Annotated in this window: 13 protein-coding genes; 9 read left to right on the forward strand and 4 right to left on the reverse strand. The window is 70.8% G+C overall.

Features of this window, described 5'->3' with window-relative positions:
- The first annotated feature begins 59 nt into the window (after nt 1–59).
- The 5 genes from AKJ08_RS05180 (at nt 60) to AKJ08_RS05200 (ending at nt 7,674) form a co-directional block, all read left to right on the forward strand.
- A complete protein-coding gene (locus tag AKJ08_RS05180) occupies nt 60–1,100 on the forward strand; it encodes a glycosyltransferase family 4 protein (RefSeq protein ID WP_050725087.1) in 1,041 nt (346 codons plus the stop codon).
- Nucleotides 1,097–2,269, forward strand: a complete 1,173-nt coding sequence (locus AKJ08_RS05185) for a glycosyltransferase (protein WP_050725088.1) — start codon at nt 1,097–1,099, stop codon at nt 2,267–2,269. Before AKJ08_RS05180 ends, AKJ08_RS05185 begins: the two co-directional genes overlap by 4 nt.
- 2 nt (nt 2,270–2,271) lie before the next feature.
- On the forward strand, nt 2,272–4,395 hold the full coding sequence (locus tag AKJ08_RS05190) for a heparinase II/III family protein (protein WP_050725089.1): 2,124 nt from the start codon (nt 2,272–2,274) through the stop codon (nt 4,393–4,395).
- Nucleotides 4,396–4,437: 42 nt separating this feature from the next.
- Nucleotides 4,438–5,772, forward strand: a complete 1,335-nt coding sequence (locus AKJ08_RS05195) for a nucleotide sugar dehydrogenase (RefSeq protein WP_050725090.1) — start codon at nt 4,438–4,440, stop codon at nt 5,770–5,772.
- Nucleotides 5,773–5,925: 153 nt separating this feature from the next.
- Nucleotides 5,926–7,674: a TldD/PmbA family protein gene (locus AKJ08_RS05200; protein WP_050725091.1), complete on the forward strand. Its 1,749-nt coding sequence runs from the start codon at nt 5,926–5,928 to the stop codon at nt 7,672–7,674.
- Between the two features lie 27 nt (nt 7,675–7,701).
- On the opposite strand, the gene AKJ08_RS05205 is transcribed toward AKJ08_RS05200, so the two are convergent.
- Complete coding sequence (locus AKJ08_RS05205; RefSeq protein WP_050725092.1) at nt 7,702–8,622, reverse strand: alkaline phosphatase family protein; 921 nt, start codon at nt 8,620–8,622, stop codon at nt 7,702–7,704.
- A 116-nt stretch (nt 8,623–8,738) separates the two neighbouring features.
- Between AKJ08_RS05205 and mrtX the strand changes: the two genes are divergently transcribed.
- Complete coding sequence (mrtX, locus tag AKJ08_RS05210; protein WP_050725093.1) at nt 8,739–9,536, forward strand: myxosortase MrtX; 798 nt, start codon at nt 8,739–8,741, stop codon at nt 9,534–9,536.
- Nucleotides 9,537–9,581: 45 nt separating this feature from the next.
- Here mrtX and AKJ08_RS05215 read toward each other — a convergent pair whose 3' ends face one another.
- Nucleotides 9,582–10,394 carry a class II glutamine amidotransferase gene (locus tag AKJ08_RS05215; RefSeq protein WP_050727439.1) on the reverse strand — a complete coding sequence of 271 codons (813 nt, stop codon included), beginning with the start codon at nt 10,392–10,394 and terminating at the stop codon, nt 9,582–9,584.
- A gap of 149 nt (nt 10,395–10,543) precedes the next feature.
- Here AKJ08_RS05215 and AKJ08_RS05220 point away from each other — a divergent pair, with 149 nt between their 5' ends.
- From AKJ08_RS05220 to AKJ08_RS05230, 3 genes are read left to right on the forward strand one after another with little or no spacing between them, the layout of a single operon-like run.
- Nucleotides 10,544–12,124: an Hsp70 family protein gene (locus AKJ08_RS05220; protein ID WP_050725094.1), complete on the forward strand. Its 1,581-nt coding sequence runs from the start codon at nt 10,544–10,546 to the stop codon at nt 12,122–12,124.
- Nucleotides 12,125–12,128: 4 nt separating this feature from the next.
- Nucleotides 12,129–12,665, forward strand: a complete 537-nt coding sequence (locus AKJ08_RS05225; protein ID WP_240475442.1) for a J domain-containing protein — start codon at nt 12,129–12,131, stop codon at nt 12,663–12,665.
- Nucleotides 12,666–13,115, forward strand: a complete 450-nt coding sequence (locus AKJ08_RS05230) for a CvpA family protein (protein ID WP_050725095.1) — start codon at nt 12,666–12,668, stop codon at nt 13,113–13,115. It begins immediately after the preceding gene.
- Here AKJ08_RS05230 and clpX read toward each other — a convergent pair.
- Together clpX and AKJ08_RS19695 are read right to left on the reverse strand one after the other, a co-directional pair.
- A complete protein-coding gene (gene clpX / locus AKJ08_RS05235; protein WP_157370486.1) occupies nt 13,112–14,158 on the reverse strand; it encodes an ATP-dependent Clp protease ATP-binding subunit ClpX in 1,047 nt (348 codons plus the stop codon). The genes AKJ08_RS05230 and clpX overlap by 4 nt on opposite strands.
- 95 nt (nt 14,159–14,253) lie before the next feature.
- Nucleotides 14,254–14,709 carry a hypothetical protein gene (locus AKJ08_RS19695; protein ID WP_050725096.1) on the reverse strand — a complete coding sequence of 152 codons (456 nt, stop codon included), beginning with the start codon at nt 14,707–14,709 and terminating at the stop codon, nt 14,254–14,256.
- Nucleotides 14,710–14,785 lie beyond the last annotated feature (76 nt).

The following is a 14,785-nucleotide window of genomic DNA, read 5'->3' on the forward strand; positions in this document are numbered from 1 at the left end:
ACCGAGAGGGCCGGTCGCCCTCCGAGCCCAGGAGGCCCCGGAGAGGCGAGCGACGGCTCGTGCTCGTCGGGCCCTATCCGCCCCCGTGGGGCGGGATCGCCGTCCACCTCCGCGCGCTCCACCGCCTCGCGGAGGACGCCGGGATCGACGCAGAGATCCTCGACATCGGCGAAGGGCACGCCTCTCGAACCGGGGAAGACGGCGTCACGGGGGCCGGCAGCCACGCCTCCTTCGCCGCAGGCCTCTCCCGAGCCGCCCTCCGTGGCGATTCACTCCACGTCCACATCCCTGGAAACAACCTCAAATCCTGGCTCGTGGCGCTCGCCGGATCCCGCGCGAGGCTTCACGGAGGCGGGGCCCTCCTCACGGTGCATTCGGGGGTCGCGCCCGCCTTCCTCGACAGCTCGTCCTTCGCGAGGCGGATCGCGCGGTCGGCAGCTACGGGCTTCCGGCGGATCCTCTGCACCAACAGCGACATCACCGGCGTGCTGCGGTCATGCGGAGTCCCCGGCGCGAGGCTGGAGGTGGTGTCGCCCTTCCTCGGCCAGCCGCTCTCCACCAGGGGCGAAGGGAACCACCGCACCCGCTTCTCGCCGCTCCTGTCGTGCGCGCTCTCTCCCGGTCCGCAGTACGGGGAGGGCGTGCTCCTCCAGGCGCTGGCGATCCTCTCGAAGCGCCTCCCGCGCGTCGGCTGCCTCGCCTTCGGTCCCTCCACCGCCGAGGCCACGTTCCTCGCCAGGGTGCGGGCCCACGGCGTGGACCGCCAGGTGGTTCCCCTCGGCGAGCTCGAGCACGACGCCTGCCTCGACGCCATCTCGAAGAGCGACGCCTTCCTTCGTCCGACCCTCGCCGACGGTGACTCACTTTCGGTGAGAGAGGCGATAGCCATGGGTCGTCGGGTGGTCGCGAGCGACGCTGCGCCCCGGCCCGCCGGCACGGTGCTCTTCCGCCGAGGCGATCCCGCCAGCCTCGCGTCCGCCATCGAGGAGGCCCTCGCCCGGCCGGCGCCGGGGCCGGCCCAGGGGAGCGGCGCGAGCGCAGCGCGAATCCTCGACGCATGGAGCCAGCTCGGAATCGTCTCCAAGGGAGGGCTGCGATGATTCATTCCCACCACCTCGACGCCTCGGCCGCGCTGCGCGGGCGGGACATCGTCTGCTTCTCCAACGACTGGGACGGCGATCCGCTCTCGAAGACCCACATCATGAAGGCGCTCGCGCGCGACAACCGGATCCTCTGGGTGAACTCGGTGGCGAACCGGAGGCCCACGGCGAGCGCGCAAGACCTGGGCCGGATCGCGAAGAAGCTCGCCGACGCGGCCAGAGGGGTAACGGAGCCCTGGCCGAACCTGCACGTGCTCGGGCCGCTGGCCGTCCCATCCTTCGGGCCCCTCGCTCGCAAGATGAACGGCTCCGTCTTCCGGAAGCAGGTCCTGCGCGCGATGAAGCGCCTGGACTTCAAGCGGCCGATCTCGTGGAGCTTCCTGCCCGCCAGCGCGAGCGTCTCCGGCAACCTCGGCGAGGACCTCGTGATCTACCACTGCGTGGACGAGTTCTCGGCCTTCGCAGGGGCGGCCCCCGAGATCGCCGAGCTCGAGGCGACCCTCGCGCGGCGCGCCGATCTGGTGATCGTCTCCGCCGAGCGGCTCCGCCAGGCGAAGATCTCCCTCAATCCGAACTGCCACCTGGTCCGACACGGCGTCGATCACGTGCACTTCTCCCAGGCGCTCTCGCCGCTCACCAGGCTCCCGGCCGACCTGGAGGGACTGCCGCACCCCGTGATCGGCTTCTTCGGCCTCCTCGCCGAGTGGGTCGATCTCCCGCTGGTGCGCGCCGTCGCGGACGCGTTCCCGCACGGATCCGTGGTCCTCCTGGGCAAGGTCCAGACCTCGCTCGCGCCGCTGGCCGGGGCGCGCAACGTGCACCTGATGGGCCGCAGGCCCTACGAGGAGCTCCCGTGCTGGTGCAAGGGCTTCGACGTGGCCCTGATGCCCTTCGTCGACAGCGAGCTCGCCGCGAGCTCCAACCCGTTGAAGGTCCGCGAATACCTCGCCGCCGGGCTCCCGGTGGTCTCTACGCCGGTGCCGGAGGTGGAGAAGCTGGGCCTGTGTCGCATCGCCAAGGGTCCCGCCGCCTTCGTGGAGGCGGTCCACTCCGCTCTCGCGGATCCCGGCCCGAACGCGACGCGCTCCGCTGCGGTGGCCGCCGAGTCGTGGGACGCCAGGGTCGAGGAGCTCCGGTCCCTGGTCGCCGCGACGACCTCGAGGCGCTAGCCGTGCTACCTGTCTCCATTTTCGGCTCGCTCGGCTGGCTCGCCTACCTCGCGAGGGTCGTCTCTGCCCGTCGACTGGCGGAGGTGGCTTCGAAGCGCATCTTGCGCCAGGTGCGCCGTCCCCTGACCGAGAGGCCCGAGCCGCCGTCGGCCACCGCGATCCTGGATTCCTTCGGCGCCGGCTCCGCATCGGCGCTCCCGCGGCGGCTCGCCGAACCGATCCGGGGGCCCCTCGCGCTGGCCTCGCCTGGGCGGGTCGCTCGCAGCGCCCGGGCCCTCCAGGATCGGCTCCCGCTGGAGGCAGAGAGGGCCGTCGAGCGAGCGGAGCGTGCGCTGGCGCGAAACGTCGTCGTCTTCGGCCGCACGGTGCCGCTGCCTGTCTCCGAGCGCGCCGTGCCCCTCGCGAGCCGGGGTTGGCGAGCCATCGACTGGGAGGTCTGCCCCCTCTCCGGCGCCCGCTTCCACGGGGCCCGCGTGCCCGCCGGCGCGGATCCCAAGTTCCCCTGGGTCGTCGGCAGGATGGAGGACGTGGTGCACCTGGCGTGCGGCGCCCGCCTCGCGGAGCCTTGGCGCGCCCGCGCCTTCGCCGACGCCGCCGTCGATCGCATGCTGGACCTCGCCGCCGCTCCCCGGGGGATCCAGTGGAGCTGCCCGATGGAGGTGGCCCTCCGCGCCGCGAACCAGGCCATCGCCCTGCGCCTCCTCGCCGGCGAGGAGGTGCTCCAGCGGCGTCCCTGGGCGGTCTGCGAGCTCCTTCGCTCCATCGCCTTCCATGTCGCCTGGGTGAAGGGCCGCCTCGAGGACGACCGCGCGGTTCCCAACAACCACCTCGTGGCAGACCTCGCCGGAATCCTCCTCGTCTGCGCGCTCTTGCCCCGCCTCCCCGGCGCCCGCGCCACGGCGCGCCTCGCCGCGATGGGGCTCGCGAATGCGCTCTTCGAGCAGACGCTCCCGGACGGCACTTCCTTCGAGGGCTCGCTCCCGTACCACCGGCTGGCCACCGAGCTCTTCTTTCTTGGGGAGCTAGCCGCCGACACAGCGGGTGTGCCGTTCCCGGAGCGGGGCAGGGAGCGGCTTCGGGCCATGTTCCTCACCTGTGCCGACCTGGTGGACGGCCGCGGTCTCCTCCCCCAGATCGGCGACTGCGACTCCGGGCAGGCGATCCCGTTCTGCCCCAGGGAATCGGCGGAGGTCGCCTGGCTCCTGCCCATCGGCGCCGCCCGCTTCGGTGCCGCCGAGCTGAATCGCTCGGAGCTACGTCGCTCGCAGCCGAGCCCTGAGCTGATCTGGCTCCTGGGCGAGGGGGGCGCGAGGCGGCTGGAGCGCCTGCCGCGAGCCCGTCCCCCGCGGGACGGCGCGCGTGCGGACGCCGGGATCCGGGTGATCCGCTCCGCCCGGATGAGCTGCGCCATCGCGTGTGGCCCGAACGGGACCGGCGGGACCGGCACCCACGGCCACAACGACAAGCTCTCCGTGGAGATCTGCGTCGACGGCGCGCTCGTCGTGGGAGACCCCGGGACAGGCTCGTATACCGGCGACCCGATGCTGCGGAACCTGCTGCGCGGCACGGCGGCCCACAGCACCGTCCGGGTGGACGGCGAGGAGCAGCAGCCCATTCCTCCGACGCGCCTCTTCGCGCTCCCCGATTCCGCCTGGGCCCGCTGCGTCGCCTTCGAGAGCACGGAGACAGAGGCCCGCTTCGTCGGCGAGCACCGTGGGTACCTGCGCCTGAAGCCGGGGATCGTCCACCGCAGGGAGGTGCGCCTCGATCGGGTGGGGGAGCGCCTCCTGATCGAGGACAGGCTGATCGGGAGCGGTCCCCACGGGGCCGAGATCCGCTTCCTCCTCCCCGGTGCCCATGCGACCACGAGGAAGATCCGGGACGAGGAGGGTGCCGTGTTCGGTGCCGAACCGCGCTGGATCGTCGAGGTGGGACCGAGAGGCGCGCCCCTCGCCCTGCTGGCCGGGCCGTCGAGGCCGCGCCTGGAGGACGCCATCTGCTCGCCCGGATACGGGCGTACGGAGCGCGCGCTCTGCGTGGTCTTCGCCGTGGAGGGCGAGCCGCCCGTCGTCCACAGGACATGGATCGTTCCGGCGGCCTCGCACGCCGGCCGTCCTTCGATCTGAACTCTCACGTCGCACGAACGCTGGTCGTTCAGGGGGAAGCACATGAGGGAATTCACGCAGACACAGGAGCTACTCGAGAAGATCGCCCTCCGCCAGGCCAAGGTCGGCATCGTCGGCCTCGGCTACGTCGGGCTCCCGCTCGGCCTCGCCTTCGCCGACGGCGGCTTCCCCACGCTGGGCCTCGACGTCGACGGCCGAAAGGTCGAGACGATCTCGAAGGGCAAGAGCTACATCCGGCACATTCCCGAGGAGTCGGTCGCGAGGCTGACCGCCGCAGGCAAGCTCGAGGCCACCGTCGACTTCTCGCAGGCGGCGTCCTGCGACGCCCTGATCCTCTGCGTGCCCACGCCCCTCGGCCCCTCCCGTGAGCCGGATCTCTCGTTCATCGAGGCGGCGGGCCGTTCGATCGCGCCCCATCTCCGCCCCGGCCAGCTCGTGGTCCTGGAGTCGTCGACCTATCCGGGGACCACGGACGAGGTCCTGCGCCCGATCCTGGAGAAGGAATCCGGCCTCGTGGCGGGGCGCGACTTCCACCTCGCGTTCTCGCCGGAGCGGGAGGACCCCGCCAACGGCAAGTTCACCACGAGCACGATCCCCAAGCTGGTGGGAGGACACACGCCCGCCTGCCTGGACGCCGCGATGGCGCTCTACGGCAGCGTGATCGAGAGGGTGGTGCCGGTCTCGTCCACGCGGGTCGCCGAGCTCGCGAAGCTCCTCGAGAACATCTTCCGCTGCGTGAACATCGCCCTCGTCAACGAGCTCAAGATGCTCTGCGATCGGATGGGCCTGGACGTTTGGGAGGTGATCGACGCCGCGGCGACCAAGCCCTTCGGCTTCATGCCGTTCTATCCGGGGCCGGGCCTCGGAGGGCACTGCATCCCCGTCGATCCCTTCTATCTCACGTGGAAGGCGCGCCACTTCGAGTTCGCCACGCGCTTCATCGAGCTCGCCGGCGAAATCAACACCAACATGCCGTACTACGTGGTCCAGCGTACCGTGGACGCGCTCAACGCCGAGGGCAAGAGCGTGCGCGGCGCCCGGATCCTCGCCCTCGGCGTCGCCTACAAGAAGGACGTGGACGATCTCCGCGAATCGCCGGCCCTGCGGGTGATGGAGCTCCTCGAGGCGAAGGGTGCCCGGATCGAGTACCACGACCCCTACGTCGGAGAGGCCCGCTCGCTCCACGATCCGTCCCACGTCTTCCGAAGCGTCCCGCTGACGAAGGAGACGATCGTCGGAGCGGACGCGGTGATCGTCCTCACCGACCATGGCTGCATCGACTACGCGAAGGTGGTCGCAGACGCGCGTCTGGTGATCGACACCCGGAACGCCACCCGCGCGGTGGTCCAGGGCCGCGACAAGGTCGTGAAGGCCTGACGCTGCCCGTCGGGCGCAAGGACGCTCGTCCCGGAGCGAGCGGCCGACCTCCGAGGTCCGGTACCCGCCGGCGTTCCTGATTCCGGGCAACGCCGGCGTGCCGCCCCCTCGGGATTGGGGTAGGCTCTGACCCCGATCCGCCTCGAGGAGCCCATGTTCCCCCGCACCATCGCAGCGCTCGCAACGATCCTCGCCCTGTTCGCCGCCGTCCCCGCCGCCCGCGCTGCGGACGGCGCGGCGACCATCAAGAAAGACGGCCGGCTCGTCATGCTCGAGGCCATGAAGGGCGAGCTCACCCGCTCCATGGCAAAGCTGGAGCTCGCCGGGCACGACGCGCCGTATTTCATCTCGTACCGGATCGTCGATCAGTCGAGCCACGGCATCGTGGCCCGCTACGGCGCGCTCTTCGACGATCGGAGCCAGCGCGAGGCGAAGATCCACGTGGACGTCCGCGTGGGGAGCTACGAGCGGGACTCGTCCGAAGGCGTGGACGACGGGCCCTTCTTCCTCGGCGACGGCGGCGGCCCCTCGTACCTGGCGTCTCCCGACGCGCCCCTGACGCCGGATCCCGACGCGCTCCACAACGCCCTCTGGCTCCTGACGGACCAGAAGTACAAGGCGGCGCTCTCCGCGTGGCTCAAGAACAAGGCCCAGAGCGTCTACGCCCTCGAAGACGACGATCGAGGCGACTCCTTCACGCGGGAGGCTCCGGCCAGGTTCGTGCAGGATCGCGTCGCCTTCGATTTCGACCGCGCCAGGTGGGGCGAGGTGGCCAAGGGCCTCTCCGCGCACTTCCGCGAGACCCCGGAGATCTTCGACTCCGAGGTGAGGGTCACCGCCGACAAGATCGTGCGGCTCCAGGTGAACAGCGAGGGCACGGAGCTCGTCACCGAGGAGACCCTCTTCGCCGTCCACGTCCAGGCCTACACGCGGGCCGTCGACGGCCAGCTCCTCGACAACTCGCGGGATTTCTACGCCGGCCTCGAGGGCCAGCTCCCTTCGCCCCAGGTGATGAAGAAGGAGACGGCCGCGATGGTCGCCGAGCTCATGGCGCTGCGGACCGCGCCCGTGATCGATCCCTTCACCGGTCCGGCGATCCTCGCGCCCGAGGCCACCGGCGTCCTCTTCCACGAGGCCGTCGGGCACCGCCTGGAGGGCGAGCGCCAGCAGGACGACAACGAGGGCCGCACCTTCAAGGGGCAGATCGGCAGGGCGGTGCTCCCTGCCTTCCTCACCGTGGTGGACGATCCCACCCGGCAGAACTTCGAGACGACCGCGCTCAACGGCTTCTATCGATACGACGACCAGGGGGTCGCGGCCCAGAAGGCCGTGCTGTTCGAGAACGGCGTGCTCAAGAGCTTCCTCCTCTCCCGCAGGCCGGTGAAGGGCTTCACCCACTCCAACGGCCACGGCCGCGCCCAGGCGAACCGAGCGCCCATGGCGCGGATGGCCAACCTGATCGTCACCTCCACGAACCGGATGCCCTACGCGAAGCTGCGGGCGCGGCTCATCGCCGAGGCGAAGAAGGCGGGCAAGCCCTACGCGCTGATCATCCGCGACATCACCGGCGGCAATACGAATACCTCCGGCTACGGGTACCAGGCGTTCAAGGGCGTGCCGCGACTGGTGTATCGGGTCGACGTCGCCACCGGGAAGGAGGAGCTGGTCCGCGGCGTGGAGATCGTGGGAACGCCGCTGACCTCGATCAACAAGATCGTGGCCACCGGCGACGAGTTCGGTGTCTTCAACGGCTTCTGCGGCGCCGAGTCGGGCTACGTCCCCGTGTCCACGGTCGCGCCGGCGGCGCTCATCACCGAGCTCGAGCTGCAGCGCACGGTCAACGCCAACCAGCGCTCGCCGCTCATCCCGGGCCCATGGGCCAAGAGCGCAGCCGACCGCTGAGGAGGTCTCGCCTGGCGGATGCCCGCCCTATGCGCCGGCCAGGCGGAGCAGGGCGGGCTGCACCTCCGCGATCGAGCGGATCCGGGGCGCGACGGCCGCCGCGCTCCCGAAACCGACCACCGGTACCGGCGCCAGCGTGTGGCTCCTCGTGGAGAGGTCCTCGAGGTTCCCGTGGTCGCTGGTGACCAGGAGGCCGTCGCCGGGCCCCAGACCCTCGACCGTGTGGCGCAGGAGCTCGTCGAGCTCCTCGAGCGCCCGGTCAGCCGCCTCGAAGTCCTGGGCGTGACCCGCCTCGTCGGTGCGGAAGAACTCGAACATCGCCAGGTCGTGGCTCCGACCGATCTCCAGGAGGACCTCCGCGGCCTCCTTCGGCCTTCGCCTCGGCACCTCGCAGCCGACGGCGCGGGGGAGCTCGTTGGTGATGTCGTGGTAGAGCGCCGTTCCCGCCCGGAGATCGTCGAAGGTGCGAAACGGCCTGCCGGTGGACGCCATCGCCGCGGTGGTGGCCGACGGGCGGATCCGCGAGGCGGGAACGGGCAGCGGCGGCTCGGGCAGCGAGGGGCGGAGGTGGGGCAGGGCGAGGGCGTCCAGGTAGGCGCTCCGGTAGGCGTTCACATAGGTGCCCGCCTTTCCCGCCCGGGCCAGGTCGAGGAAGAGGTTCTGCCTGCCTAGCAGCTGGCGGAGCGTCTCGTTCGGAAAGCCCAGGAGGTGCTTGCCCAGCAGCGCAGGGGCGTTGACGCCCGTGAGCAGGGTGGTGTGCCCCGTGGCGGACTGGGGCCTGCCCCCGACGCCGAGGCTGGCGTCCGCCGCGCCCACGCTTCCTCCGCGGGGTAGCGGCGAGGCACCGTCGACGAAGTGGGAGAGCAGCGTCGTCCTCCGGGCCAGCGGGTTCCGCCCGGGATCGCGGAGGCCCAAGCCCACGCCGTCCACGAGGAAGAAGAGGATCATCGGCGCGCTCCGCGAGCCGACATGGATCCCCGCGGAATGGACGTGGGGGAGGTGGGTTTCCGGGTCGGCGCCATCGTGAATGGGTACGACGACGCCCGCCCATCGGGCAAGGTAGGATGGCCGGCCCCTCCCTCGAGCTGGATCCGAATGAGCCTCGCGCAGACCGCCCATCCCCCCGCGCCGCGATCGTCCGCGAAGCCGTCGGCATCTGGGCGCTCGCTTTCGCTGGACTGGTCGCGGCCAAGGTGGGCGGGCTCTTCGTGCCCTTCGTCGGTGGACAGGTGAAGGCGGTGGCCGCCGGCCTCTTCCTCTACCTGCCGGGCGTGGCCCTGCGGCGCCGGGGCGAGACCGTCGACGAATACGGGATCCCCGACTGGCCCTGGCGCTCTCCCGCCTCCTGGCGGCAGTTCCGCCGGGATCTGGCCTGGGGGGCGGGCGTCTGCCTCGCGCTCCTCGTCCCGGTGGTCGCCGGCTTCCTCCTGATCCTCCAGATCGTCCCGCATCTGCCGGAGGCCATCCGCGAGCTCGTGGTCCCCTACGCGGGCGGCGGGACCGGCTTCTCGTTCCGCTTCCCCGAGCGGATGTGGCTCCATGTCCTCGACCAGGTGCTGGTGGTGGCGCTGGCGGAGGAGTTCTTCTATCGGGGCTATCTCCAGACCCGCCTCGTCCACGCCTTTGGAAAGGGAAGCTTGCGCTTGCTCGGCGTGCAGGTGGGTGCCGCGTTCTGGCTCACCCAGCTCCTCTTCGCCGTGGGCCACCTCGGCGAGCTCCATCCGTGGCGGCTCTCGGTGTTCTTCCCGGCGATCCTCTTCGGCTGGCTCCGCGAGCGCACCGGCTCCATCGGCGCCGGCGTGATCGTCCACGCCTTCTCCAACCTGCTGCTGATGACCCTCGAGGCGTCCGCGTTCGGTTGATCGCGCGGAGCCGAAGACGGAGCAAAGGAATAGAAGAGCTCCCGCTCAGAGCGACGAGACCGTGAGGTCCAGCCCGCGCCCGACCGCCACCGTGCTCCCGTCGGGAACCTCGATCAGCCCTTCGGCCGATCCGGGCCGGGTGAGGAGCGCCACCGCCTTGGCGCGCCGATGCGATCGCAGCCGGGGATCGTCCTCCCGGCTCCCGGCCTCGAGGTCGCAGGGCCTGCAGCTCCCCATGCCCTCGAGGAGCCCGTAGTAGAGGGGCACGCCGCGCCTCGCCGCGGCCAGGATCCGTCCGTTGGTGGCGACGATCGCGAAGCTCGAGGTGCGAGCCTGGCCGCGCTCCCGCGCGACGTCGTCCACATGGCGGATCGCCCGCGCGAGCGCCCGCGCCGCGTCCTGGGCGGCGAGGGTGGGATCGTCGATCCGCCCGGGCTCGTGGAGCTCGCGCAGGAAGAGGCCGAAGAGGTGCTCCCGGTCCGTCCCCCCCTGGAAGGAGCGCCCGATGAAGCCCGGCAGCGCTTCCGCCAGGGGGGTGCGCAGCGCCTCGAAGTCGTCGATCCCGCCCTCCATCGCGAAGAGCCAGCGGCGGAAGCGGAAGGGATCGAGGCTTGCCTCGTCGAAGCCGCCTGCGACCTCCCGAGAGAGCGCGGCGAGGGCGGGCGCCCGGATCCCGCTCACGAGCTCGTCCAGCCCGTTGCCCCTCGCCTCGGCGGGTTTCTTCGTGAGCAGCACGTCATCGTCGCCGAGCCAGCCGACGCCGATGGCCTCGCCGCCCTCGAGCCCGTGGGGAAGGCGATCGAGCTGGCATCGCAGCATCGCCGGATCGTTGGTCAGGATTGCGAGGAGCTGCGCCATGGTCTTCCGATCCAAGTGTGGAGATGAAGGCGGATGCGATCCAGCGCGGCGCTCCCGATCCCCTGCATGCGGCCGAACGAGCGTTTGACCCGTTCGGGGCGCATCTCTACAATCCGCGAGTTTCCCCACGCCGCGCGCGCGGAGCCCCAATGACCGAAGAGATTGCAATCGGGATCGACCTCGGCACCAGCTACTCGTGCGTGAGCATCGCCACGAGCGAGGGCGCCCTGGTGGTGCCCAACGAATGGGGCGAGCTGAACCACGCCTCGGTGGTGAGCTTCCTGCCGGACGGGTCGGTTGCGGTGGGCAACGCCGCCAAGCGGAACATCGTCTCCGATCCCACCAACACCGTCTCCTCCTCCAAGCGCCTGATCGGTCGCTTCTTCTTCTCCGAGGAGGTCAGCAAGGCCCGGGCGCTGATGCCCTACGCCCTCGTAGAAGGGCCGAACAACTCCGTGCGGATCGCGGTGAGGGATCTGATCCTCTCGATCCCGGAGGTCTCCGCCCTCGTCCTCAAGGAGATGAAGGCGATCGTCGAGAGCCACCTCGGCCACGAGGTCACGAAGGCGGTGATCACGTGCCCCGCCTACTTCAACGACAACCAGCGCCAGGCCACCAAGGACGCGGGGCGGATCGCCGGGCTCGACGTCCTGCGGATCATCAACGAGCCGACCGCCGCAGCGCTCGCCTACGGCTTCGGCCGCGACATCTCGCAGCGGATCGCGGTCTACGACCTCGGCGGCGGCACCTTCGACATCTCGATCCTCGAGATCGGCAAGGACGTCTTCGAGGTGCTCTCCACGGGCGGCGACACCTACCTCGGCGGCGACGACTTCGACCAGCGGGTGATGGCCTGGCTGACCGACGACTTCCTGGCCAAGACCGGCCTCGACCTGCGGCAGAACAAGTGGTGCCTCGCGATGCTCAACGAGGCGGCCGAGAAGGCCAAGATCGAGTGCGGCCGCCAGGGCTGGGCCGACATCCACATCGCCGGGATCTGCCAGGACGCCAACGGCAACGTCCTCGATCTCACCAACCGCCTCACCACCGAACACTTCAATCGGATGGTGATGGATCTGGTGCAGCGCACCTTCAAGGTCTGCGATGAGGCGCTCCAGTCGGCGCGCCTCACGGCGTCGTCCATCGACGCGGTGATCCTGGTCGGCGGTCCCACGCGGCTCCCGGTGATCCGCGAATCGGTGAAGCACTACTTCGGCCGGGAGCCGATGGAGGGGATCGATCCCGAGCAGGTGGTGAGCATGGGCGCGGCGCTCCAGGCCCGCGCGCTCTCCAGCGCGGACGCCTCGACCTACCTCCTGGACGTGACGCCGCTGCCGCTTCGCATCGCGACGGTGGGCGGCTTCACGGAGACGATCCTCGACAAGAACACGCCGGTCCCCATCGAGCGCTCCAAGGTCTTCACCACCGGGAGGGACGGTCAGGAGAGGGTGAAGATCCGGGTGCTGCAGGGGGAGAACCCCAAGGCCGACGGCTGCGAGAGCCTCGGAGAGTTCGAGTTCTCGGGCTTCCGGGTGGCAGGGCGGGGCGAGGTGCAGATCGAGGTCACCTTCGAGATCGACACCAACGGCATCGTCAACGTGCGCGCCTGCGACCTCGAGACCGGCAACGCGACCGGCACGCGGATCTCGCTCTCCTCCGGGCTCTCGGAGGGGGAGATCCTCGACGGCATCGAGCGCAACCGACAGATCCGGCGAGCCGGTGGAGCCTGAGGCCGTGTCGAACGACTGGGTGGCGCTCGCAATCGAGGCGGAGGCCGTCGAGGGGATCCTCGACGAGCTCGACTACTTCCAGATCCTGAAGATTGGCAGGGACGCCCCCCTCGCCGACGTGAAGGCGGCCTATTACCGCGAGTCCCGGTCGTTCCACCCGGACCGGATCCATCACCTCGCCGACCCCGGCCTCCACGGCCGCGTGCTCCGGATCTACAAGCGGATCACCGAGGCCTACTCGGTGCTGCGCGACGAGGTCCGCCGCGCGAAGTACCTCGTCGACGTCTCCGGACCCCAGCGCGCCGGCAAGCTCCGCTATGACGAGCAGAGCGAGCAGGAGCGGAAGAAGGCGCGGGAGGAGGAGCTCGGGACCACGCCCAACGGCCGCAAGCTCTTCACGGCGGGCCTGGCCGAGCAGCAGGCGGGCCGCCTCGAGGCCGCCGAGCGCAGCTTCAAGATGGCGCTCCTCTACGAGCCCTCGAACGCGCGCTTCAAGGAGAAGGTCGAAGAGGTCGCGCGGGAAAGGGCGGCGAAGCGGTAGATGGAGTTCGACCTGGGCGCGGTCGCCCTCGTGGCGGTGCTCGCCTCCTTGGGAGCCTTCTCAGGCGCACTACGGCAGCTCGTCCGCCTCGCGGCCTTTGCCATCGCGCTCCTCGGGGCGGCGCCCCTGGGCTCCTGGCTCGCGGCCACCGTCGCCGGCTCCGGCGACCCGTCCGCAGGAGCCGCCTTCGTCGGCACCGGCGCCACCTTTCTCGTCACCTATCTCCTGGTCGCGGTCGTCGGCGGCTTCGTCGCGCGACGGCTGACCGAGGGCGACGAGGCGAGGGCGGTCGACCGCGGCACCGGCGCGATCCTCGGCGCGCTCAAGGGCCTGATCGCCGCGTGGGCGATCGCCGCCGCGGCGCTGCGCCTCCACGAGCTCGGCCTCGTCGGCTGGACCGGGGAGTCGAGCGTGGTCGCGGCGCTGGCGCGGGCCCTGCCTCTTTTCTAGGCGAGCGAGCGGGCCACGTAGTCCTCGTCGATCTCCCAGGGCTGGCCCCTGCGCTCGGGGGCGAGGAAGAGCACCTCCTCGAGGACCTCCTCGACCACGCCGCGGAGGGCCCGGGCCCCGAGGTGCAGACCCGATGCCCGCTGGACGATCGCCCGGAGCGCGCCTTCCGTGAGCCGGAGCTCGATCCCCTCGGTGGCCAGCAGCTCGACGAACTCCCGCACCACGGCGTCCGGGGGCTCGGTGAGGACCCGCAGGAGCTCGTCCGGCCCCAGCTCGTCGAGCTCCACGATCACCGGCAGCCTGCCCACGAACTCGGCGAGGAGACCGTATTCGAGGAGCTGCTTCGGCCGGACCCGCCGCGAACCTCGCCGCGGTTCACGCTCGTCGCCTCCTCCGAAGCCGATCGCAGCGGCGCCGGCATAGAGGTCGGAGAAGGTCCCGGCGCAGATGAAGAGGATCTCGCTCGTGTCCATCTGGACGAGCTCCTTCTTCGACCAGTGCTGGCCGGGGTTTAGGGGGACGGAGACCTTTCGGCCCTCGAGGAGCTTGAGGAGCGCCTGCTGGACGCCTTCGCCGCCGATGTCACGGTCGCCCGCCCCGGTCCGCTGGCCGTGGGTGCGTCGGGCGATCTTGTCGACCTCGTCGATGAAGACGATCCCCTCCTCCGCCCGGTGCAGGTCGTGGCTGGCCTGTACCAGGAGCTCGCCGACCATCGCCTCGACGTCCTTCCCGTAGTAGCCGGCCTCCGTGTACTCGGTGGCGTCCACCACCGCGAAGGGCACGTCCAGGGCACAGGCGAGGCGCCGGGCGATCTGCGTCTTGCCGGAGCCCGTCGGGCCGATCAGGAGGACGTTGGACTTCTTCAGCAGCGACCCGCTCTCCTTCTTGCGGAGCGCGATCCGCCGCTGGTGGTTGTAGGCCGCGATCGAGACGGCTCGCTTGGCGCGCTCCTGCCCGATCACGAAGGGATCGATCCGCCCGTAGACCTCCCTGGGCGTGAGGACGGCCCGCACCTCGTCGAGCTCTGCGGGCGTTGGCACCATCGCCTCCCGAAGCGAGATCCCCTCCGGGTTTCAAGTTGAGGGCGCGCCTCGGGATCGTCCACGGCCCGCGCCTCTCGATCTGTGGTGGGCCCTGGTCAGTCGTCCGTCGGGACGAGGAGGCTCGACCACCGGACCTGGATCGCGAGCTCGTGGATCACGCCGCCGCGCAGGAGGAAGCTGGGACGCCAGCCGACCGACAGGAACCAGGGCTCCTTCCCGATGGGGACGGGGAGGGCCAGGAGCCCGTCGATCGAGGGCCCACCGCGCTGGAAGCCCACGCCCAAACCGAGGATGCCCGCCAGCCCCGCCTCGACGCCGCCGGCCGGGTCGAAGCCGCCGTCCAGGGCCGCACCGCGAAGGTGGGCCCCCGCCGACCAGAGGCCGAAGAGGAGGTTGGCCTCCGCCGTGGCTCCGCCGCCGACCCGCCCGTCCCGCGTCACGACCGCAGGGCCGATCCCGACGGAGAGATCTCCCAGCTGCGCGGGGGAGGGGAGCTGGGCCCTGGCCGCGAAGGGCAGGAGCACGAGCAGGAGTATCGGCCAGCGGCGCACGGAGCGGTTCTACCGGGAGTGCTCCGTCCGGGAAAGCAAATCCGCGCGTGGGTGCCCGGTCGTCTGGGGCAGTTTC

The organism is Vulgatibacter incomptus, from assembly GCF_001263175.1.
In the GTDB taxonomy this organism is placed as follows: domain Bacteria; phylum Myxococcota; class Myxococcia; order Myxococcales; family Vulgatibacteraceae; genus Vulgatibacter; species Vulgatibacter incomptus.